Source organism: Enterococcus hulanensis (assembly GCF_005405485.1).
GTDB lineage: Bacteria > Bacillota > Bacilli > Lactobacillales > Enterococcaceae > Enterococcus_A > Enterococcus_A hulanensis.
Map to the genome: position 1 here is coordinate 1 of NZ_BJED01000026.1, position 23586 is coordinate 23586.

Below are 23586 nucleotides of genomic sequence, written 5' to 3' on the forward strand. Positions count from 1 at the left end.
CTTTCCCGTCAAGATACTCTTGAACGATTTTTACCTTGAGTTCAAAACTATATTTAGCCATAAAAATACCGACCTCCAGAAGTTAGATTTTTGGTCTAACTTTTGGGGGTCGGTACACTAATTTGCGAGAGTGGATTTTTTATTACATCCAGCGATCTTTTCTGTGAACGCGGACTGGTTGAGGTTTAGGTTTGATCGCAAATAGGATCATACCAATAAAGAAAACTGCAATTGACAAAGGAATTTCTAATGATGCAAGCGGCAACGCAAAAATTATTCCAACGATCAGTAAACAACTACCCATAATCTTGATATATCTTTGATCCATAGCAAACCTCTCCTTTTTAAATTAAAGAACTAATTTTCACATAGTATACACTACCCGAGTTTCTAAAGCTCTGATATTGCTCAACTACAGCGCCTGCAAAATTCAGCCCTCTTATATTTCAAGTATATCCAATTGATTTTTAGCCGACACCTTCTTTTGATCTATAAACGAAACAATCAAGTGCTTGGCTTCTTTCTCCAAGGAAAACGTAAGCGAATCATTTTTACGACTCACCTGATGAATCGTCATATCCTTCAATGCCGACTTCAATTCTTCCAAAGGAAAATCCAAGAAGGCCTTTTTAGGAATAAACAGTTGTAAAACAGCCGTATAATCCTTATAGCGCATATCCTGAATCTCAAACTCGATCGAATCCCGAATATAATATTCAAAAGCGGCCAAGCCCTTATCCAAAGTCAGTTCTGGATACAAAATATGGTAATTCATCATCCGTTCACTCCCATCATCGATCCAGGGAAAATAAGCTAATGCATTCAATCCGCCCTTCATCCGATTGACCCGATATTGATTCGTTAAAAAATTATAGGTACGAGTCACAAAGTAAGAAGCTTCACTCTTTTCAGTTGGTTGAAATTGTTCATTTTGATATTGAACTGTTTGAATCACTGTATCCTCAAAAGCAAATTCAATATACGGCTGCTTCAGCAATCCCACACCATTCGTATAAGATAACTGAGATATTCCTAATTGATCACGAAACAGCTGTTGAAATCGCAGATTCGCCTCTTCCTTCCACTGAAAAGGGTCCTTATATAACTCAAAAAAAACACCCGCACCCAGCTCAGCAACCTCTTCTACTTGTTGAACCTCTAGCAACAACTGCTTAGCAAAAAGCTTTTTGTAAGGAGCTCCCAAGAATAACCACCAGCAAGCAGTCAAACAAACTCCTTTATAAAAAACATCATAGCCAGGAAAAGCATTGCAATCGACAACGACATCACCATTAAGCCCTTTCATTTTCGGTAAAGCATTGGTTTCCTCTGCTGTTTCGAAGATTCTTCGCTTAGCTGATTCGCTGGTATTATGATACAAATATTCCTCGTAAGAACGAATGTACGCAAAAAAACCATGTTCAATCAACCGAGCCTTCAAATAATCCAAATAGACGTTTTCCCAATAATAGAAATTTTTCTCTTTTAGAATAGCTTTTTCGAACAGCGTTTCTCCTAATATATGAATCGTCATTTCCTCTTCTTGATTCTTCAACTGAAGCCAACAATCTTCCTTCGTACCAAACTCATCAATCACCTGTTGTAAGTGACCAGGATCAAAAGACTGCTCTTTCCCATTAATCAACATTTCCTCTGGTTCCAGCAATAGACGACTCATGACTAACCAATCTCTGGTCTTCATTTGGATATCGGCTTGCTTTAAATCGTAAAGCTGGCTGACACTGTAAATCTTCTGATTATTTCCCATTGCCTTCCCCTTTCTCATTGCTCTATTATAATTATATCTTAAAGATTTAAAAAACCCTATGAAATTGACTACTAAGTTTGAAAAAATTGTATACTATAATAAATTGTGTTAAAACTAAAAATGGAGGTGTTCAAATGGGCTTGAAATTTGAAAAAACCGATGATTTAGATAAATTATTCGAATCATTCGTCGTAGATCCAGACAAAAAGGTACAAAAAGACGAAGACATCCAGAAGTTCTTAAAACCAAAAACTGAACAAAATGATAAAAAAAAGGATCGGGCTTAAGCCTGATCCTTTTCGATTGCCGCTTCAATTGCCTGCCATGCTTCTTCTTTTCCTTTTTTTGTCTGAGAAGAGAAAAGAATGAAGGTGTCATTCGGATCGAAATCCAATTTCTTTTTGATAGCACTCGTATGCTTATTCCATTTTCCGCGAGGAATCTTATCTGCCTTAGTGGCAACAACAATCACAGGAATACCATAATACTTTAAAAATTCATACATTTGAATATCTTCTTTACTTGGATCATGACGTGCATCGACTAACGATACGACCGCACGCAATTGTTTGCGAGACGTAATGTAGGTTTCGATCATCTCTCCCCATTTCGCCCGTTCTGTTTTAGAAACCTTCGCATATCCATAGCCTGGCACATCAACAAAATGCAAGGCTTTTTCGATCAAATAGAAATTCAAGGTTTGTGTCTTGCCGGGTTTCCCTGAGGTTCGAGCTAAATTTTTCCGGTCAATCAATGTATTGATAAAAGAAGACTTACCAACATTCGAACGTCCAGCTAGAGCAATCTCAGGCAAATCCGTTTCAGGATATTGTTTCGGTGAGACCGCACTAATTACGATCTCTGCATTATGCACTTTCATTCTTTCACGCCTTTCAAAAAGGGTTCACAAATTACTTTGTGAACCCTCACTTGCTAACCTGCTTTTTTCTTATTGTTATGGTACTCAATGATTGGTTTTCCAGATCCTTCAACAGAATCTTTTGTCACGATTACCTTTTCGATTGATTCGTCAGAAGGAATGTCGAACATGACATCCATCATAACATCTTCAATAATTGAACGTAATCCGCGAGCCCCTGTATTGCGAGCAATCGCTTTGTCGGCAATCGCATTCAAGGCATCGGCATCAAATGCTAAATCAGTATCATCATAAGAAAGTAATTTTTGATATTGCTTCACTAACGCATTTTTTGGTTCAGTCAAAATCCGTACCAAATCTTCCGTAGTCAACTTCTCTAATGCAGTCGTTACTGGTAAACGCCCAATAAATTCAGGAATCAAACCAAATTTCAATAAATCCTCTGGGATGATCTGCTGCATAATACTTACATCTTCATCGATTTTTTTATTGTTTTTACCAAAACCAATCGTTTTTTCGCCTAAACGATTTTTAACGATTGTTTCAATTCCATCGAATGCTCCACCGACAATAAATAGAATATTCGTTGTGTCGATCTGGATGAATTCTTGATGCGGATGCTTGCGTCCTCCTTGAGGTGGAACACTAGCAACCGTTCCTTCAAGAATTTTAAGCAATGCTTGCTGGACACCTTCACCTGAAACATCACGGGTGATCGAAACATTTTCACTCTTACGGGTGATTTTGTCTATTTCATCGATATAGATAATGCCTTTTTCCGCGCGTTCAACATTGTAATCGGCAGATTGTAAAAGCTTCAATAGAATATTTTCAACATCTTCCCCGACATAACCGGCCTCAGTTAGACTCGTCGCATCAGCGATGGCAAACGGCACATTCAGTGTTCTTGCCAATGTTTGAGCTAAGAATGTTTTACCGGAACCTGTTGGTCCAATCAAACAAATATTGCTTTTTTGCAACTCAACATCGTCAAGCCCATCATTTTCAGTATTCACTCGTTTATAGTGATTATACACTGCAACCGATAACGCTCTTTTCGCCCGATCTTGTCCAATAACATATTGATCTAAAACATCCAATAGTTCTTTGGGTTTTGGCACATCAATAAATTCACGAATAGCTTCTTCATGGAATTCTTCATCTATAATCTCTTTACAAAGGTCGATACACTCATTACAAATGTAAACTCCTGGACCCGCAACAACTTTTTTTACTTCTTCTTGGGTCTTTCCGCAAAATGAACAGCGGACTGTTTCACCTGCGCCTGTGCTTTCATACATGGCTGTCACCTCTTGCTTCTTTCTCTACAAGTGTTTCCACGATTGCAGTCTTTATCTATAATAACATAAAGCATAAAAAAGACAAAGAAACCGAGGCCAAATAAAAAGGAAATCTAAAGAAAAAAGTTCTCGAAAAATCGAGAACTTTTTGTCTATTTAGCATACCAAGCTAGGCCTTCGTATTTCCAGCCATGCTTCACTAAATTATTTTTTTCATTGGTATTTAATGTATAGTGATGGGAACCTGCTTTTGCATTCGGATTATATAATCGATGCAAAGCATTTGAACCGCCAGAATACCAAGAAATTCCTTCGTAACGCCAGCCCTTTTTGATCAGATTATCCTTCTCATAAGCGTGCAGCGTGTAATGATGATCTCCGGCATTTGGATTATATAGCCGATAAACTGGATTACCTGATGTCGGTCCATTCCAGCCGATTCCTTCATATCTCCAACCCTTAGAAACTAAATTATTTTTTTCAGCAACATTTTGTGTATAGAAATGTTCCCCGCTATTTGGATTGTACAATCGATACATTTGAATACTATTTGCTGGAGGTGTTGTTGCTGGATTACTAAAAGTAGACGTATAATCCGCATTGATATCAAAGTTTCCACTAATTCCAGGAAATGAGAATTGCGAAGACCATTGCCAAGCACCATATTGAGTATAGAAATTCGTCGTTGAAAGATTATATGGATATGCAGCCACCCAGATATTTTTATTACCGATAGTTGCAGCATTTATCCGACCAGTAGTCAGCCAGTTCAATCCAATATAATGGCGTACATTTCCGTAACCCAAGGCCTTCAAGCGGTTTTCAAAAGCTCTGGAGTTATTCGTATGGTTCCCTTTACCAAGAATTTGAGGTTCCTCGATATCGTTTACCATAACTGCACCGCTGCTCAAACCGAATTTCTTAGCCGCCGCAGCAAAATAATTTGCTTCTGCAACAGCCTGAGCATCACTTGTAAACCAGCTATAGTGGTATGCAGAAACCTTCATCCCTGCTGCCATGGCATTGTTGATCTGTGATTGAGCATAAGGATTTATATAGCTCGTTGCTTCTGTTAACTTGACAACTACACCTGTAACGCCGTAACTTTTCATTTTTTGGAAGTTCGCAACAGAGATATTTCCGTTATGAGAAGAAATATCAATAAAACTCTTGCTTGGTGTATTAGCATTCGTCGCAGATACGGAAGGTAATGATGCGAACAATTGAATCGTTGGATACAGATCTGAACGTCCTCTAGGTAAAGACATCGTGCCTTCAGCCGTTTCGATCTGTGTCTCTGGTACAATTGCTTCGTCTGCATCCGTACTCTCTGTTGTTTGTTCAACTGCGCTACTTTCAGTTGATTCTATTGCTGGTTGTGAAGCGACTTCAGTTGAATCAACTGTCGAAGAACTTTCAACCGTTTGTTCATTAGTTACTACTTGACTCTCTTCAGCAAAAGCTGGTGATACAAAGCTCAAGCATAAAACTGATAAAAAACATAAACCTAAAATTTTTTTCTTCATTTTCTCCTCCTTAGTGAATTTAAGCACAAATTACTTTTTATAATTTAAAACGAGAAATAACCTCATTTCATTAATAATTCAATATTACCAAATTTAAGAGCTATTTTGAAGGTATTCGTTATAAACATCTATAAAAAAAGTGAAAACTAATTTTTTAAACTTTTTTAATCGTGGTCATTTCTAAATCACTCAAAGGTTAAAAGTAAAAAAATGTGGCGTAAAATTACGCCACATCCCTAAATAAAGCAATTTGTTCATTTAATTTTTAGTAATAGAATTATTTTTCTACAGCTGTTCCAGTTACTAGTTCAACTGCTTTTTTCATTTTGATGTCATGTTCTAACATATCTTCTGTTAGTACGCGACGGATTTGGTCTTCTGGCATTTGATACATTTCAGCCAAATCTTTGATTTCTTTAGCGATATCTTCTTCAGAAGCTTCAATTTTTTCTGCTTCAACGATAGCTTCCATCACTAAGTTTGTTTTAACTCGGCCTTCTGCTTCACCTTCAAATTGTGTATGAAGATCTTCTTCAGTAGAGCCAGTTAATTGATAGTACATTTCTGGAGAGATTCCTTGACGTTGCATGTTGTTTAAGAACTCATCCATTGAACGATGAACTTCATCGTGTACCATTACGTGTGGAAGTTCAACGATTTCAGCATTTTCAACGGCTTGCTTGATTGCAGCTTCGTCTTTTGCTTCTTTCGCAGCTTCTTCTTTTTGTTTAGTTAGTTCATCACGATATTTTGCTTTTAATTCATCTAAAGATTCTACTTCTTCATCAACGTCTTTAGCAAAATCATCATCTAATTCAGGCAATTCTTTCGCTTTCACTTCATGAATTGTTACTTTGAAGATTGCTTCTTTACCAGCTAAATCTTCAGCTTGATAATCTTCTGGGAAAGTAACCGTTACATCTAAGTTTTCTCCTGCTTTGTGACCAACTAATTGTTCTTCAAAGCCAGGGATGAATGAACCAGAACCTAATTCAAGAGAATAGTTTTCGCCTTTTCCGCCTTCAAACGCTTCATCTCCAACGAAACCTTCAAAATCGATTACTGTAGTATCTCCATTTTCAGCAGCTTCATCTTCTTTGATTACTAATTCTGCTTGAGATTCTTGTTCTGATTTCAAACGTGCATTTACATCTTCGTCTGAAACTTCAACATCTTGTTTTGGAACTTCTAATTCTTTGTAATCCCCTAATTTAACTTCAGGTTTCACAGTAACTTCGGCTTTGATAACCCAAGCTTCGCCTTTTTCCATGCTGTCTACGTCAATTTTTGGTTGAGAGACTGGATCAATGCCTGCTTCTTTTACAGCAGCTTCATAAGCTGTTGGTAATACATCATTCAATGCATCTTCGTACAAAGCTTCTTCACCGTACATCCGGTTAAATACTTGGCGAGATACTTTTCCCTTACGGAAGCCAGGTACATTAAGATTTTTTTTCACTTTGTTGAATGCATTTGTTAATCCTTTTTGGATCTCAGTTTGTTCAATTGAGAATGTTAACACACCATCATTGGTGCCTGTTTTTTCAAAATTTGCAGTCACGTTTGTTCCCTCCGAATACTAATATACTTGCATTTTGCATACCATTAAATATTACACTACTGATTGTGAATTGTAAATATAAAGCTTTTACTCTCGGCATTTTTTAATGATAATCGAACAGCAGTTGTTTTATTTTTCCACGGATTGCTTCAATGCCTCCATCAAGCGGTTCGCTCCACTCCGAATACTCGGACAAATAACTAGCAACCCAAGCCTCAGGGTTCATGAAAGAACTCTGCAGTGGATACAAAAATGCCATTTCTATCTTCATCTGTTCCAGTAAGCTTGATAATAAAACTGGATTATCATCGCCCAAATATTCATCTAATCGAGCTTCGATACTATTTTGTAAGGAATCATCAAATCCAGAATCCGCTGGAGACAGCTCTGCGATTTCATCTTGAATAGTTAAATAGCGAACCTTTTCGGTAACTCCTACACGCGCCAAGCTTTCAAATAAATAGCTGCGAACTAATGGCGCTATCTGAGGGTCCAGCATAAATTTTTCAGCTAACGCTTGTAACTGTTCTTCCGGCAGCCGTTTAATTTTTCGAACCATCACTAGCTGCTCCATCGCTTTCATTGAGGGCAGCTGCTTTAATTCGGCCTCAATCTGTTTGATTACCGCCTGCTGTTGCCGTTGATAAAAGGCCTCTTGATCGTCGATACGCATTGACCAAAAATTTTTTTGCTCTTCTGTTAAGTATTTAACCTTTTGTGCCCGCCACAGAAATTCACGAGCGGCGAAAAACTTCTGAGAATACAGTTGAATCTGCAGAAATAAATCGATTGTTTCCGGCGTTTCAAGGTAGCTCTCTGATTCTTCTTCCGCGTATTCTAAAGCAGCAGAAAACTCCCCTTGCTCTAGAGCTAAACTGGTAATTAAACGGTTTAGTTTAGGCGAAGGATTTTCCTGATAAGCTTGTTTATAATTCTCTAATGCCTGCGAATAATTTCCTGCAGAAAAAGCTTCTTCCGCAAGTGTTAAATAATAGTGATCATTGTTTGGAAATTCAATTGGATTCATTCTTGCATAAAACCCTCTCTAGCTGCTAATAAGTTTAACGTCACAACACTTGTTTCTGAAAAATAATCTCCGATGTGTTGTTTATTTGGTGTAAAAATAGTTACAAGATAGCCTAACATAAAAAGCGATCCTCGTAGAATAAAACGACAAGCACCTTCACGAATCAAAACCGTTTGCCAGCTTAATTCTTCTTCAGTAAAACAAACGACCCTGATTCCAAAAACCATCTTGCCAATTGTTTGACCGTGGTTCATTTTTGTCAGCAAAATAAAATATGCTAAATAAATCAAAAGTGTTAAAAATCCATAAAGACTGAATAATTCTGAACTCTTTTCTACATTCAATAAATTTGCTGGTAATCCTAGAACGATTCTCGTAATTGCCGAGATACAGAACAAATCTAACAGGTAAGCAAAAAGACGAATCCAGAAGCCTGCATAGAAAAAATCTGGATAATGATGAAATTGACGCTGCCGTTGTTTCTTCTCTAGTAATTGAGTTACAGGTCCTACTGCAGGTCTTTGACTACTTTCAACTGACATGGCTACTCACCTCCGTAGAGATACATTGCTTTAGGAGCTTGAGGAGTACCGACACTCTCAACGATATTTCTAATCAATTCTTCTTGGGATGGCTTGATCCCTTGAAGTTCAGCCAAACTGTTCCCCAACCATGTATTCATAAAATTAGTAGAACCGTTTGTATAAGATACAACTTTTGCTCCGCTCAAATTCTGATCTTTTTTCAAAGCCTGCAACGCTTGGTCAGGATAGCCGATATCATCTATTAAGCCGTTGTCAAGAGCCTGCGCTCCATCGTAAATTCTCCCATCAGCTAATTTACGCACTTGTGCTTCATCCATATCCCGTCCTTCAGCTACAGTCTTAACGAAGCGTCCGTACATGCTATCTACAAAAGCTTGCAGGACTTCTTTGTCTTCTTTCGTTTGAGGTCGAGAGGATGAACCGATATCCTTTAAAGCCCCGCTTTTAATTGTTGCATCAGTGATACCTAGTTTCTCCATCAAGCCAGAATAATTCATACTAGACATTATTACGCCAATAGATCCCGTCATAGTATCCTCTGTAGCAAAAATCCGGTCCGAGTTCGCAGCAATATAGTACCCGCCGCTAGCCGCTTGGCTTTCCATCGAAGCGTAGATTGGAATGTTCTTGTCTTTTTGAATCTCCTTTAAAGCTCTCGTAATTTCTGCCGTCTCATATACCGAACCGCCAGGCGAGTTGATTTCCAACAAAACACCTTTGACAGTTGAATCTTGTTTGATTTTATCTAACTGTTTCATAAACGAGCTATGATTATACCCGCCGGTAGAAAACAAACCGCTGGTACCATCATTGATGATCGTCCCCTCTACTACTAACTTAGCAATTTTTTCTGTACTCGATCCATCTTCTTCTACTTGTTCTTTAGGTTCATCATTTCCATATAGTATTTCATTGACTTGGCTAAGTTCCTTTTTACTATCGTTGCTACGACTGATCGTGGATGAGATCACTGAAAAGATTAACAGCACTACTGCAATACCTACTGCCACCCAACGTCTTTTATTCATTTTTTTCCTCCTAATATAAGTTACGTATAATCAAGACTTTTTCTACTGGTCCCTCAGCCTTCATTTTTTCCGCTTTTTCCGTTAAAGAGTAGCCGCCGAAAAATTCATGAGTCAAAGGATCCTCAATTTCAAAAGTTTGCGCGTCCTCAATACTCAAAGCATCAGGGATGATTTCTTGGATACTATCCCAGCCAGTATCTAGGAAAATTTTTGTTTCATCACTGATTTCAGGATTGTCAGCAAGCTGCTCTAAAAATTTGCGTAATTCACCAATTGTTAAATTTTCTGGTCGATTCATATTGTTTTCCCCTCTCGTTTGATTTTTGTGAAAAATGATTTTCACAAAAAAATCGTCTATCGTAAGTAAGCAAGTTTTCCAAACTTCAAAATGCACTCATGGAAACCGCTCCTTAAATGATACTTCTCTATTTTACCTTATTCTTCTAACAGATGAAACGAAGAAGCAACTTTGTTTTTCAGATCCTCATTTTCACAAATTTCATATATACCAATTATCTAAAAATAAAAAAAAGTTTGACTATGCGGAAAGTATGTATTATATTAGTCATTGTTTCCGATGTTAAAACAAAAAAATCTTAGATGTACCAATAAGATAGCGCCAGACCTTTTTTAAGGTGACGAGGAAGAAGCTAATCGAAATTTTCGGCGGGTGGCTTCAGGGTTGCTGTGCTCTACAGACTATTACAAAAACTTTATAAAAGAACAAAAAAGTAGTCAGACAGCTCGGAAACATATAATGACAGGAAAGTAGGAAGACATTATGTGTGGAATCGTAGGAATTGTAGGAAATGAGCAAGCAACAAGTATTTTGGTGAATGGATTAGAAAAATTGGAGTATCGTGGTTATGACTCTGCTGGTATTTTCGTAGCAGATCAAAATGAGGACTTTTTGATCAAATCTCAAGGACGCATCAAAGAATTAGCAGAAAAAATTGGTTCTGATGTTCATGGTTCAATCGGGATTGGTCATACGCGTTGGGCAACTCACGGCGAACCAAGTGAAGAAAATGCTCATCCCCATACTTCACAAAGCAAACGATTTGTTTTGGTCCATAACGGTGTGATCGAAAATTACGATGAATTGAAGGAAAAGTATTTAGCAGATGATACGTTTTATGGCGAAACAGATACTGAAATTGCTGTTCATTTAGTTGAATACTTTGCAGAACAAGGCCTTTCAACAAAAGACGCCTTTCGTAAAGCGTTAAAAGAGATTCGCGGTTCTTATGCTTTTGGTTTAATCGACAAGAACGACCGTGAAACAATCTATGTTGGAAAAAACAAGAGTCCCTTATTAATCGGATTAGGCGACGGATTTAATGTCGTCTGCAGCGATGCCATGGCAATGTTGGAACAAACCAATCAATTTGTCGAAATCAATGACGGCGAAATGGTTATCGTGACAAAAGAACGGATTGAAATCGAAGACGAAGCCGGCAATGAAATTCAACGTGCCCCATATGAAGCTAAAATCGATCTTTCTGATATGGAAAAAGGAACCTATCCTTACTACATGCTGAAAGAAATCGATGAACAGCCTGCTACGATGCGTCGGATCATCAGTGAATATACCGATGAAACAGGAACCGTCGTAATCGAAGACGAATTATTGCAAAGTTTATTAGACAGCGACCGGATTTATATCGTTGCCTGCGGTACAAGTAATAATGCTGGTTGGGCAAGCAAACAGATTATTGAAGGCCTAGCGAATATTCCAGTTGAGATTCATTTATCTAGTGAGTTTGGTTATAATATGCCTTTGCTTTCAGAAAAGCCATTCTTTATCTATTTGACTCAAAGCGGAGAAACTGCAGATAGTCGTCAGGTGTTAGTTAAGACCAATAAATTAGGTCACCCTTCTCTTACTGTAACAAATGTTGCTGGTTCGACTTTATCTCGTGAGGCAAGCTATACTATGCTCTTGCATGCTGGTCCAGAGATCGCTGTAGCTTCTACCAAGGCCTACACAGCTCAAATCGCGGCTTTAACTGTTTTAGCTAAAGCTGTCGGCGAAGCGAAAGGTGTAGCAGCAGCAAAAGAATTCGATTTGACAAAAGAATTAGGGATCGCTGCTAATGCAATGGATGTAATGATCGCAGAAAAAGCCATGATTGAAGAAATTGCTGAAGAGTATCTAGCTACGACTCGCAATGCTTTTTATATCGGTCGTTCTGAAGATTATTATGTTTCTATGGAAGTTGCTTTAAAACTAAAAGAAATTTCTTATATCCAAGCTGAAGGCTTTGCTGCCGGCGAATTAAAACATGGAACGATCGCTTTAGTTGAAGAAGGTACGCCAGTTATCGGCATCATTACTGAAGCCGTAACTGCTCCTCATACTCGCGGCAACCTGCGGGAAGTAGAAAGCCGCGGGGCTCACACATTAGTGATTGTCTCTGAGGAGTTAAGTAAAGATGGAGATCAGATCATCTTGCCAATCGTTCATCAATTCTTGCGTCCGCTTGTCTCTGTAATTCCAGGTCAGCTGATCGCATATTATGCTACATTGTTACGTGGTTACGACGTTGACAAACCTCGTAACTTAGCAAAATCAGTGACAGTTGAATAATCAAAAAAGGTTGAGAAATTCTCAACCTTTTTTTACGCAGAAAAACGCCCGATCATTTAAGATCGGGCGTCTCTTATTAATCTAAGCCAATTTCCTCACGAACAACTGCTGCGATTTTGTCTACATAGTAATCAACTTTTTCATCCGTTGGTGCTTCGGCCATAACACGCAATAACGGCTCTGTTCCTGAAGGGCGAACCAAGATGCGACCATCACCATTCATCTCTGTTTCTGCTTCTTCAATGGCCTGTTTGATTGCCGGTACGTCCATCGCACCATATTTATCGCTAACACGAATGTTCACTAATTTTTGCGGATAAATTGTCACTTCGCCAGCTAGCTCAGAAAGCTTTTTACCTGTTTGTTTCATGATGTTCAATAACTGTACTCCGGTTAACATTCCGTCACCAGTTGTATTGTAATCCAAGAACAATACATGGCCAGACTGTTCACCACCAAGGTTATAGTCATTTTTACGCATTTCTTCAACCACATAACGGTCTCCAACTTGGGTAATCACATCTTCCAAACCGATTTCCTCAATCGCTTTATGGAAACCTAAATTGCTCATTACTGTAGTCACTACAGTATTTTTTTTCAAGCGTTTGCGTTCTGCCAAATATTTTGCACAGATAAACATGATACGATCACCATCGATAATATTTCCCAGCTCATCGACTGCAATCACCCGATCGCCATCGCCATCAAAAGCTAAACCAGCATCCGCACCTTTTTCAACGACCATTTTAGCTAATTCTTCCGGATGCGTTGAACCAACCCCAGCATTGATGTTCAAACCGTTTGGTGAAGTTCCCATCGTGTAAAAGTCTGTTTCTAAATCTGCAAATAAACGGTTGACGCTAGTAGATGTTGCTCCATTAGCTGCATCAACACAGACAGTTAGACCTGATAGATCTCCTGAAATTGTTTGTACAAGAAATTGTGAATATTTCAAAAGGCCTTCATGGAATTCATCTAGAGTTCCTAAACCTTCCGCTGACGGACGAGGCAGCGTGTCTTCTTCTGCATCAATCAATGCTTCGATCTCAGCTTCTTGCTCATCCACTAATTTGAAACCATCTCCACCGAAAAATTTGATTCCATTATCTTCTGCAGGGTTATGAGAGGCAGAGATCATTACACCAGCAGATGCTTTTTGTAATCTTGTTAAATAAGCTACTCCAGGTGTTGAGATTACGCCAAGCTGAAAAACTTCGATTCCTACAGATAACAATCCAGAGATCAAAGCTGTTTCTAATAATTCTCCTGATATTCGAGTATCGCGTCCAACTAATACTCGCGGACGATCTTCAGTTTCATGATGCTGGCTTAAAACATAACCGCCGCAACGACCTAATTTAAACGCTAGTTCAGGTGTTAACTCCTTATTCGCGATTCCGCGTACTCCGTCTGTTCCAAAATATTTCCCCATTAAATTATATTTCCCTTCTTCATCTAGTTAGTAGATTGATTTGTCGGCTCTTCTTCGCTGTTGGCTACTTTAGTAGAACTTGTTTCAGAAGTTTTCGAGGCTCCGCCCGAACTTTCTGCAGCTTCAGTTGTCGACGAACTAGAATGATTTGTACTGCTAGTTTCTGATTCCTGGGACTTCTTAAATACCGGTGTCACTTGTGCGCTCACCGTTTTAGGATTCACTTGATAATCTCCTGATACTGGTACGTCAATGAATTTTTTAACCGTCCCTTGAATTTGACTTACATCGACTGGAATGCCGATACTGTCTATTTGATCAATTACTGACTGCACGCCGGTAATTGTTGCCTTCGTTCGATTCAAATCAATTTTGACACTTTCCACTGTTGAAGGCAGGTCACCTTCTTGAATCGGGTAAAGTGAAACTTCCTTACTGGGTGTCTGAATCTCAAAGTTTACCGTCACATTTTGTGGGTCAGATTGAATCGGCAACGCTTCTCCGCTAGCATTCAATGCTTGAACAGGTGCTTGAATACTCTCTTGATCCGTTGTCAATTTACTGCTGTCCACTGAAGCAACGACGCGATCAATCTCTTTCATCGTATTTTCGCCGGTAGTGATTTCGACTTTTTCTGGCTGAGTAGACATCTCGCCGATTTTCAATCCATTACTGCTAGTTGTACTGCTTAAAATCGGTGATACATCAAATTTCTTTTTAACTTTCTTTTCGATTGTCACGGAAATCCGCTCAGGTTCAATCGTTGCAAAAAGTGAACTTGATAAGTTCTTGGTTTTCAAACGAACTTCGTGTGTCCCAGAGGATAAATTCGTCAAATCTGCAACAACACTAAAATCCCGAGTATCCGGATCAATCTCCTTATTCAATTGAATCCGATTGGCTCCGCTTAACTTGACCGAAACATTTGATGAAAAACCATGAACAAAATATTGATCCGAATCATAAAGAACATTGATTGGTACGTTTTGAATGGATTCCTCATAACTGGTTTCGGAAGAAATCAAACGGCTAAAATTTTGACTATTAACATTAAAAAATAAAATCAAACTAAATACTAACGAAATCAGCATATAAGGTGCATTGCTTTTTTTGAATTTGATTCTCATTTTTGTCCTCCTTTAGTCAAACCTTCCAAAAAGGTTTGCAGAAGACTCTTTTTGCCAGCATTTTTTTCATCCGGCAGTAATTCTCTGCGCATCACAGCCAAATATTCTTCTTGTGACAGGTCATGCAGAAAATCGTTGTTTAAGGTAATACTGACTCCGCCTGTTTCCTCAGAAACAATGAAGGTTAAGGCATCGCTGACTTCACTAATTCCTACTGCTGCACGATGCCGCGTACCAAATTCCTTTGGTATCAGCATACTATCAGAAAGCGGCAAGTAAGCTGAAGCAACTGCGAGTTTTCCATTTTTGACAATAACAGCACCATCATGTAACGGTGTATTAGGTATAAAAATGTTTATTAACAACTCTCCGGTAATATCCGCATCCAAATCAATCCCAGTTTCGATATACTCCTCTAATCCTGTAAAACGTTGAATCGTTACTAGTGCACCGATTTTTCTTTTTGACATATACTGAATCGCTTTGTCAAAAGCTAGGATCATCCGCTCATCATCACGTTCTTCTTTCTTCGATGTTTTAAAGAAAGAACTGCGACCTAAATGCTCCAGACCGCGTCGAACTTCTGGTTGAAAAATAACGATCGCTGCAATCACACCGTAAGTGATAATTTGGTTCATTAACCACGATAACGTGTGCAGACCGATCAGCTCAGCCACAATTCGAATCCCAATAAAAACCGCCACACCTTTGATCAATTGAACGGCTTTTGTTCCGCGAACAAGTTCAAACAAACGATAAATCAAAAACCAGACAACAAATATATCTAAAAGGTTGACGATGATATCCCAGGTTGAAAGGTTCTCAGAAAAAAAGCTAAGCCAGTATTCCGGTTTGAATAATTCAATTAAACGATTAGGCATAGATAACCTCTCTTTCTATCCAAAATTCTCTACAATTATACCACAGTGGTACAGGTCTAGCATAAAATTTAAGAAGGAAAGGAGCCTTAATAAACTAAGACTCCTTGCTCTTAATACTAATTTCAATTTCTCGAGATAATAAACATAATGTTTTAGCTTTCTAGCATTTCCTGTTCTTACTAAAACTTGTTTGTAACAGGTGCGACCTGTTTAAAGTTATTTGTTGCGTTTTTCAGCACGAGCAGCTCTGCGGGCGGCACGTCTTGCTTCCGCTTCCGGGTCAGGTTTGCGTTCCCTTTTTGGTTTTGCTCCAGCAGTTGCTTCGGCTGATTCTGCTTTAGTCCCTTCAAGTTTGGCCCGAATTTTTTCTTCTTGACCTGCTAAGCGAGCATAGTTATAAAAACGTGTCTGCGCATCATTCACTGTTTTTTGGTATAGTCGCTGCGCATCATCTGGCTGGATTCTTTCAAGTGCCGAAAAACGTGTTTGTTGTTTCATAAATCCAATCATATCATCAAAGTTCGGCTTTTTGTAATCTAATGTCATTGGATTTTTACCTTTTTCACGTTGAAGCGGATTGTATCGATACAGTGACCAGTATCCTGAGTTTACAGCATCCTTTGCTTCTTGGAGTGTTTTACTCATACCGCCGCGTAAACCATGGTTAATGCATGGTGTATATGCGATAACTAGTGATGGACCAGGGAATTTTTCAGCTTCGTCTAACGCTTTGATTGTTTGCATCTGGTTGGCACCTGAAGCGATTTGTGCCACATAAACATTGCCGTAGGTCATCGCCATCATTCCCAGGTCTTTCTTAGATTGATATTTACCGCCTGCTGAGAATTTTGCAATCGCTGAAGCAGGAGTAGCTTTGGACGTTTGACCGCCAGTATTTGAGTATACTTCATTGTCCATAACTAAGATATTTACATCTGCACCGCTGGCTAAAATATGATCAATTCCGCCGAAGCCGATATCGTAAGCCCAGCCGTCACCGCCGAACATCCATTGACTTGTTTTAACAAAGAGATCACGATTATCATAAATTTCTGCCAAGCTTGGATCTGTTAATCCTTCTGCTTCAAGAGCCGCTGTTAATTTAGTCGCCCGTTGCTGTGTGCCATCTGATTCAAACATATGGTCCATCCAGTCTTCCATCAGCTCCCGCAAGTCATCAGAAACAGTTCCTAAAACATCATTGATTTTATCGGCTAACTCTTTGCGCCGTGTTTGATTGGCTAAGAACATCCCATAACCGTATTCTGCATTGTCTTCAAATAACGAATTCGACCAAGCAGGACCCTGCCCTTTATCATTCGTCGTATAAGGACTAACCGGTGCTGCTGCTCCCCATATGGAAGAACAGCCAGTCGCATTTGCAATCATCATACGGTCACCAAACATTTGAGTCATTAATTTCACATATGGTGTCTCGCCACAGCCAGCACAGGCTCCCGAAAATTCTAATAAAGGTTGATTGAATTGCGAGCCTAAAACTGAATTTATTTTTGCTGGATTTGCTTTTTGCTTCAAGGTCATTGAGAATGCCCAATTAATCGCCTGTTCTTTTTCTTCTTCATAAGGCTTCATAACTAAAGCCTTACCTTTAGCAGGGCAAGCCTCAACGCACAAACCACAGCCAGTACAATCTTCAACTGAAACTTGAATGCGATATTTCAAGCCATCAGCTCCGCGCATTTCGCGAACAATATATCCTTCTGGTGCTTCTTCCAGTTCTTCTTCATCTGCCAAGAACGGACGAATCGCCGCATGAGGACAAACAAATGAACATTCATTACACATCGTACATCGATCACTGATCCAATGAGGGACTTCTAATGCGATACCACGTTTTTCAAACTTCGCCGTGCCTGTCGGAATCGTTCCGTCGGTCATTCCATTTGCCACAAGATCGTTAACAGTCAAATCATTCCCACGTTGTGAATTGATTGGTTCAACAATCTGCTCCACGTATTGAGAAACTGGGGACTTACGAACCAGTAATGGAACTTCGACGGTTCGCCAAGCTTCTGGAACCTGAACTTGATGTAATAATTCAACCGTCTGATCAATCGCAGCGATATTTTTCTCAACAATTTCCAAGGATTTACGCCGATAACTTCTATCGGCTTCTTCCTTCAATATCTCTAATACTTCATCAAACGGAATAATACCTGTCAGGCTAAAGAACGCCGTTTGCATAACTGTATTGATCCGCGAACCTAGTCCCACTTCCATCGCTAATTTTACAGCATTGATTGTATAAAATTTTATATCGTTTTCAGCAATGTAGCGCTTCATTTTGGCAGGTAATAATTTATCGATCTGCGCATCATTCCACATCGTATTCATTAAAAAGATTCCGCCTGGTTTCAAACCCTTCAATAAATCATAGGTATGAATATAGGCTGGCGTGTGGCAGGCGATAAAATCGGCACTTTCAACAAGATAAGTCGAACGAATCGGCGTATCACCAAAACGCAGGTGAGAAACCGTTAATCCGCCAGATTTTTTAGAGTCATAGCTAAAGTAGCCTTGAGCAAATTTATCGGTATGATCACCAATGATCTTGATTGCTGATTTATTTGCACCGACTGTTCCGTCAGAACCAAAACCCCAGAATTTTGCTTGAAAGGTATTGGGGTTGGTCAGGTCAAGTGTCCCCTTTGTTTCCAGCGACAGATTGGTTACATCGTCAGTAATCCCGATCGTAAAGCGCTTCTTAGCTAGCTTTTTATCTTTTATAAGTTCATCGTATACAGCAATAATTTGATCAGGAGTTACATCTTTTGAGCCCAAACCAAAACGGCCACCGATGATTTTAGGGCGAACATCTGCTTCGTACATCACGCCTTGGATATCTAGTAAAAGCGGTTCGCCATCTGCCCCCGGTTCCTTCGAACGATCTAAGACAGCGATTGACTTGACTGTATTAGGCAGTTTTTCTAGAAAGGTTTCAGTTGGAAATGGACGATATAAATGAATGTTTAAAAAGCCGACTTTGCGACCATTTGCATTTAAATAATCGACTGTTTGTTCGATCGTTTGCGCAACAGACCCCATTGCTACAATGACCTCTTCAGCATCATCCGCACCATAATAAGTAACTAAATCGTAATTAGTTCCACGCAGTTTGTTGATCTCGAACATATATTTTTGCACGATTGCCGGCAGTTCATCGTAATAGCAATTAACTGTTTCTCGTTGTTGGAAATGGACATCCGGATTTTGATTCGTCCCGCTGATTGTTGGATGATTTGGATTCATACTGCGTTTGCGAAACTCTCTTAACTTTTCTTGATCAATCAATGGAGCTAATTCTTCGTAATCTAATACTTCCACTTTTTGAATTTCATGACTCGTACGGAAACCATCGAAAAAGTTCATGAAAGGAAGACTGCCCTCGATAGCCGCTAAATGCGCTACCGCCGATAAATCCATTACTTCCTGAACACTGCTTTCTTGCAGCATCGCAAATCCTGTTTGACGAGCAGCCATTACGTCACCATGATCACCAAAAATATTTAAGGCATTTGTTGTAACCGCTCGACTGGCAACATGAAATACGCCTGGCAACAACTCTCCTGCGATTTTATACATGTTCGGAATCATCAATAATAAGCCTTGCGAAGCGGTATAGGTGGTCGTTAACGCGCCCGTTTTCAATGCGCCATGAACCACACCAGCGGCTCCAGCCTCCGATTGCATTTCTGTGATTGAGACAGGTTGTCCAAATATATTTTTCTTCCCTTGCGAAGCCCATTGATCCACAAGTTCAGCCATAGTTGAGCTAGGAGTGATTGGATAAATTGCAGCTAACTCTGTGAATCCATATGAAATATAGGCTGCTGCTGTATTTCCGTCCATCGTTTTTGTCTTACGCATGTTTTCCTCCTTAATATTTAGTAGCTTTTTCCTATAGAAAAAAATTACTATTCTAACGTGTAATACCATTTATTTTTATGTGATCCTTTTCAGAATAAAAAACTTAAGATATTTATAACAACGGACTTATTATAAACGAACCTCCCTTAATTTCAAACACGAGTTTCAGTATTTTTAACTTATTTAAATGAAAAGAGTTTGTTTTCTTAAAATTTTTTTGTACACTAGTAAGAGAAAGGACGTGTTTTCTCATGGATATTTCTGTTATAAAAGCAAGTTTGGTCAATGACTTTAATGGCATCAAAATCGGTTCAGATACAGCACCAAAGCGGCTGATTGAGTTTATCAATCTTCGGTGTCCTTACTGCAAGCAATGGTTTGAAGAATCTTATGACACTTTAGATCAGGCAGTCGCAGAAGGAAAAATCCAGCGCATTATCAAATTATTAGATAAAGATAAGATTAGTTTGCAACGCGGTAACGTCATGCACGAGTACATTGATGCTGATCCTAAAAAAGCCCTGATTCAAATTCAGCAGGCTTTCGAAACACAAGAAATTTGGCAAGGTTTTGAACTAGAAGCGGTCGCTAACTACGCAGAAAAAACATTGCATTTCTCCCAACAAGCAAATCAAACCCTACAGGGAGAAATTCGCAACGAAGCTGAACAGGCCAATATCAAGTTCGTTCCAACCGTTATATTAGGCGACCATATTTTTGATGAGTCAATTGATGAAGCTACATTAAAAACTTATATCTCAGAATAAATAAAAAACCGTTTGAGACTCAAACGGTTTTTTTGCGCAAATTATCTGCAAAATCATTGATTTTTCGTATTCGATGGTTGATCCCCGATTTAGAAATCGCTCCAGATGGGATCATCTCTCCCAATTCTTTTAAGCTGATTTCCGGATTTTGAATCCGCAATTCTGCAATTTCTTGCAACTTCTCAGGCAATGATTGTAATCCGACAGTTGCTTCAATAAAATGAATATTCTCAATCTGTTTAGAAGCTGCATCAATCGTTTTATTCATATTGGCTGTCTCGCAATTGACTAGTCGATTAACCGAATTACGCATGTCTCGGACAATTCGAACGTCTTCAAACTTCAACATTGAATTCGTTGCGCCGATCAATGTCAAAAAGTCAGCAATTTTTTCCGCACCTTTTAAATAGGTGATGTACCCGTTGCGTCGTTCCAGCGTTCGCGCATTGAGATCGAACAGATTCAGCAAATCGCAGATATCTTGATTATGTTCCTCGTAAATCGAAGAAATCTCTAAGTGATAACGACTTGTTTCAGGATTATTAACCGAGCCAGAAGCTAAAAAAGCCCCCCGCAAATATGCCCGTGTTTTTTCATCAGATTGCTTGACTTCATTCGATATGTGGGATTGAAACATCATTCCATCCATAATATCCAAATCTAATAATATCTTCTGTGTTTCTTGTTTCAATCGAACAATGTAAACATTATTTTTCTTTAATTTCATTTTTCGGCGTACCAATAACTCGCTGCGCACTCCATAATGTTCCTTCAACAAAGTAAAAATCCGACGAGCAATCGCTGCATTTTCAGTTTGGACATTTAAAACAAATTGATGATTACTCAAGCTTAGTGAACCATTCATACGTATCAATGCGGCCAGCTCAGCTTGTGCGAGATTCTTTTGGACTGCCAGACCCGTTAGCTCTTTTTTTACTTCTGCTGCAAAAGACATGACGAGCCCTCCTTTTTCATAATAAAGACTTAATTTTTCTAGAGAAAAATTAGGTCTATTTTCAAGTCGTATACCATTCCACTAGTTATCTCGCATGACTATCTATCAGTTCTGCGTGAAAATATTATTCGTTGTTTGAATAAAAAAGTGAAACTGGCATCCTTTTTCATAATAAAGAACTAATTTTCTTTGACAAAAATTAGTTCTAATTAAGACTACATAACTATATTTTTCTTCCGTCAATCAGATAAACTGAAGATTTTTTAAATTTTTGCGCCGAATACGATTCGGAACAACTCATCTACAACCTTATCGCCATCATGAAAAACACCGCCATCACGCAATTTCAAAAAATCAGTTGAAACAACACGACAGCCCTCATCTCTCAGACCATTAAAATCATGGGTAACCTGTACCAAGTACTCGTCATAGATTTCAGGATCCATATAACCTTCAGGAACTTTTTCTGTATTGACCAAAACGGTGTCGATAAATTTGCTTTCAAGGTGCTTGTGCAGAACTCGAATATGATCTGCATCGCTAAAATGCTCTGTCTCACCTTTTTGAGTCATAATATTGCAAATGTAGACCACTTCTGCCTTAGTCGTACGGACTGCATCACCTAATTCCTCAATCACTAAATTAGGCAGGATACTAGTAAACAATGACCCCGGACCTAGTACGACCATATCTGCTTCGTGGATGGCATTAACAACTTTACGCGCTGCATGAACAGCTTGTTCACCATTTTTCTCTGTAACATAAACTTTTTCAATTGTTTTGCGATCAATAGCAATTTTTGACTCGCCTACCGCACTAGTTCCATCATCGAAATCTGCATGCAAAACTAACGGCGTTTCCGAAGAAGGATAAATGTGTCCATCGACATGCATCATCATCGAAAGCAATTGAATGGCCTCGTAGGTACTGTTGCGCATTTCTGATAAAGCCGCAATCAGGAGATTTCCAATCGTATGATTCGCTAAAAATTTGTCATCCTCATGAAAACGATATTGAAATAAATCTTCATATAGTTTTGGCATGTCTGATAAAGCAGCCAATACATTTCTCAAGTCTCCTGGCGGTGCCATATCGATCGAATCACGCAACTCACCGCTACTGCCGCCATCATCTGCGACAGTCACGACTGCTGTAATATCTGCGCTTTGGTTCCGCAGGCTTTTCAAAATAACCGGCAGTCCAGTTCCCCCGCCAATCACCACGATTTTAGGTTTGCGGATACGGTATGTTTTCATTTTCATGAACGATTCACCGTCTCTTTCCGCTTATCTTTATCACGATGGGTGATGTTCACTTTATAATCAGCTTCTTTAATAGCTTTACCCACACGCTCAGTCAGGGCAACTGAACGGTGCTGTCCACCAGTACAACCAATAGCGATGGTTAATGAACTTTTCCCTTCTTTGATATAACCTGGCAAGATATCCATTATTAGCCGTACAAAATTTGTATAAAAACTTTCCGTTTCAGGAAATGACATCACATAATCATAAACAGGCTTATCTAGCCCTGTTTGCGGACGCAGCTCTGGAATATAATGCGGGTTTGGTAAGAAGCGTACATCCATGACGATATCAGCATCAATCGGCAGCCCATATTTAAATCCAAAGGAAACAACTTCCACGTGGAAACCTACATCATCTTTTTGCTTAAATGATTGATTGATTTTTTCCCGCAGCTGACGCGGTGTCAAATCGGTTGTATCAATCATTAACGTTGCGCGATTTTTTAGATCCTCCAAAATCGCACGTTCTTTTCGTATTCCCTCTGTAATCATACCGTCCATTGCAAGCGGATGAGAACGACGCGTCTCTTTATAACGAGAAACCAGCTCTTCATCAGAACAATCTAAAAACAGGATACTTGTATCGATAAATCCGGTATTTTCGATCTCTATCAACATTTTTTGAATGTCTTCGAAAAATGAACGGGACCGTAGATCAACAACTAAGGCAATTTTTGTTACCTTTCCAGACTCACGAATTAATTCCCAAAATTTTGGAATTAAACCTGGGGGCATATTATCTACACAAAAATACCCCATATCTTCAAAACTTTGAATCGCAACGGTTTTCCCCGCGCCACTCATGCCAGTAATGACAACTAAATGTAAACTCTCTGTCATTTTGTGTCACTCCTCTCTCAATTAAAAAATCATTTTGAAAATGATCTCTATTTTAATACTAATCTACTATTTAAAAGCAGTCTTTTCCAAATATCCTATAATCAGAAAGTAAATTTCTTAAACCAAATAAAAAGATGCCAAAGAAACTGAACGTTAGCCTCCTT

Annotated in this window: 20 protein-coding genes; 3 read left to right on the plus strand and 17 right to left on the minus strand. The window is 39.0% G+C overall.

Features of this window, described 5'->3' with window-relative positions; translation table 11 throughout:
• Window positions 1-142: 142 nt before the first annotated feature.
• Window positions 143-328: a hypothetical protein gene (locus FFR60_RS20595; protein WP_137665628.1), complete on the minus strand. Its 186-nt coding sequence runs from the start codon at window positions 326-328 to the stop codon at window positions 143-145.
• A 111-nt stretch (window positions 329-439) separates the two neighbouring features.
• Window positions 440-1768, minus strand: a complete 1329-nt coding sequence (locus FFR60_RS20600; RefSeq protein WP_137665629.1) for a hypothetical protein — start codon at window positions 1766-1768, stop codon at window positions 440-442.
• Window positions 1769-1902: 134 nt separating this feature from the next.
• Between FFR60_RS20600 and FFR60_RS20605 the strand changes: the two genes are divergently transcribed.
• Window positions 1903-2055 (plus strand): SPJ_0845 family protein, encoded by a 153-nt coding sequence (locus FFR60_RS20605; RefSeq protein WP_171004992.1) that lies wholly within the window; start codon window positions 1903-1905, stop codon window positions 2053-2055.
• Here the strand turns inward: FFR60_RS20605 and yihA are convergent.
• From yihA to FFR60_RS20645, 8 genes are all read right to left on the minus strand, one after another.
• Complete coding sequence (gene yihA, locus FFR60_RS20610) at window positions 2052-2648, minus strand: ribosome biogenesis GTP-binding protein YihA/YsxC (RefSeq protein ID WP_137665630.1); 597 nt, start codon at window positions 2646-2648, stop codon at window positions 2052-2054. The two genes, FFR60_RS20605 and yihA, sit on opposite strands and share 4 nt — an antisense overlap.
• Before the next feature lie 53 nt (window positions 2649-2701).
• The gene (gene clpX / locus FFR60_RS20615; protein WP_137665631.1) at window positions 2702-3949 is read right to left on the minus strand and encodes an ATP-dependent Clp protease ATP-binding subunit ClpX; all 1248 of its coding nucleotides are present in this window, start codon (window positions 3947-3949) and stop codon (window positions 2702-2704) included.
• 152 nt (window positions 3950-4101) lie between these two features.
• A complete protein-coding gene (locus FFR60_RS20620; protein WP_137665632.1) occupies window positions 4102-5475 on the minus strand; it encodes a GH25 family lysozyme in 1374 nt (457 codons plus the stop codon).
• A gap of 277 nt (window positions 5476-5752) precedes the next feature.
• On the minus strand, window positions 5753-7036 hold the full coding sequence (tig, locus tag FFR60_RS20625) for a trigger factor (RefSeq protein WP_088932720.1): 1284 nt from the start codon (window positions 7034-7036) through the stop codon (window positions 5753-5755).
• Between the two features lie 103 nt (window positions 7037-7139).
• Window positions 7140-8063 carry a hypothetical protein gene (locus tag FFR60_RS20630; protein ID WP_137665633.1) on the minus strand — a complete coding sequence of 308 codons (924 nt, stop codon included), beginning with the start codon at window positions 8061-8063 and terminating at the stop codon, window positions 7140-7142.
• Complete coding sequence (locus FFR60_RS20635; protein ID WP_137665634.1) at window positions 8060-8605, minus strand: RDD family protein; 546 nt, start codon at window positions 8603-8605, stop codon at window positions 8060-8062. Before FFR60_RS20635 ends, FFR60_RS20630 begins: the two co-directional genes overlap by 4 nt.
• A 2-nt stretch (window positions 8606-8607) precedes the next feature.
• Window positions 8608-9636 (minus strand): signal peptide peptidase SppA, encoded by a 1029-nt coding sequence (sppA, locus tag FFR60_RS20640; protein ID WP_137665635.1) that lies wholly within the window; start codon window positions 9634-9636, stop codon window positions 8608-8610.
• A gap of 10 nt (window positions 9637-9646) precedes the next feature.
• On the minus strand, window positions 9647-9934 hold the full coding sequence (locus tag FFR60_RS20645; RefSeq protein ID WP_137665636.1) for a hypothetical protein: 288 nt from the start codon (window positions 9932-9934) through the stop codon (window positions 9647-9649).
• Between the two features lie 483 nt (window positions 9935-10417).
• Here FFR60_RS20645 and glmS point away from each other — a divergent pair, with 483 nt between their 5' ends.
• Entirely contained in the window at window positions 10418-12226 is a 1809-nt protein-coding gene (gene glmS, locus FFR60_RS20650; protein ID WP_137665637.1) for a glutamine--fructose-6-phosphate transaminase (isomerizing), read from the plus strand.
• A gap of 76 nt (window positions 12227-12302) precedes the next feature.
• Here glmS and glmM read toward each other — a convergent pair whose 3' ends face one another.
• From glmM to nifJ, 4 genes are all read right to left on the minus strand, one after another.
• Window positions 12303-13658 (minus strand): phosphoglucosamine mutase, encoded by a 1356-nt coding sequence (gene glmM / locus FFR60_RS20655; RefSeq protein WP_137665638.1) that lies wholly within the window; start codon window positions 13656-13658, stop codon window positions 12303-12305.
• Window positions 13659-13681: 23 nt separating this feature from the next.
• A complete protein-coding gene (locus tag FFR60_RS20660; protein WP_137665639.1) occupies window positions 13682-14785 on the minus strand; it encodes a CdaR family protein in 1104 nt (367 codons plus the stop codon).
• Entirely contained in the window at window positions 14782-15666 is an 885-nt protein-coding gene (gene cdaA, locus FFR60_RS20665; RefSeq protein ID WP_088932727.1) for a diadenylate cyclase CdaA, read from the minus strand. The genes FFR60_RS20660 and cdaA overlap by 4 nt, the downstream gene beginning before the upstream one ends.
• A gap of 216 nt (window positions 15667-15882) precedes the next feature.
• Entirely contained in the window at window positions 15883-19554 is a 3672-nt protein-coding gene (nifJ, locus tag FFR60_RS20670) for a pyruvate:ferredoxin (flavodoxin) oxidoreductase (RefSeq protein ID WP_137665640.1), read from the minus strand.
• 251 nt (window positions 19555-19805) lie between these two features.
• On the opposite strand from nifJ, the gene FFR60_RS20675 reads away from it, so the two are divergent.
• Window positions 19806-20321 carry a thioredoxin domain-containing protein gene (locus tag FFR60_RS20675; protein ID WP_137665641.1) on the plus strand — a complete coding sequence of 172 codons (516 nt, stop codon included), beginning with the start codon at window positions 19806-19808 and terminating at the stop codon, window positions 20319-20321.
• Window positions 20322-20340: 19 nt separating this feature from the next.
• On the opposite strand, the gene whiA is transcribed toward FFR60_RS20675, so the two are convergent.
• The 3 genes from whiA to rapZ form a co-directional block, all read right to left on the minus strand.
• Entirely contained in the window at window positions 20341-21276 is a 936-nt protein-coding gene (gene whiA / locus FFR60_RS20680) for a DNA-binding protein WhiA (RefSeq protein WP_137665642.1), read from the minus strand.
• A 263-nt stretch (window positions 21277-21539) separates the two neighbouring features.
• Window positions 21540-22538 (minus strand): gluconeogenesis factor YvcK family protein, encoded by a 999-nt coding sequence (locus FFR60_RS20685; protein WP_088932731.1) that lies wholly within the window; start codon window positions 22536-22538, stop codon window positions 21540-21542.
• A complete protein-coding gene (gene rapZ / locus FFR60_RS20690) occupies window positions 22535-23422 on the minus strand; it encodes an RNase adapter RapZ (protein WP_088932732.1) in 888 nt (295 codons plus the stop codon). The genes FFR60_RS20685 and rapZ overlap by 4 nt, the downstream gene beginning before the upstream one ends.
• Window positions 23423-23586: the final 164 nt, after the last annotated feature.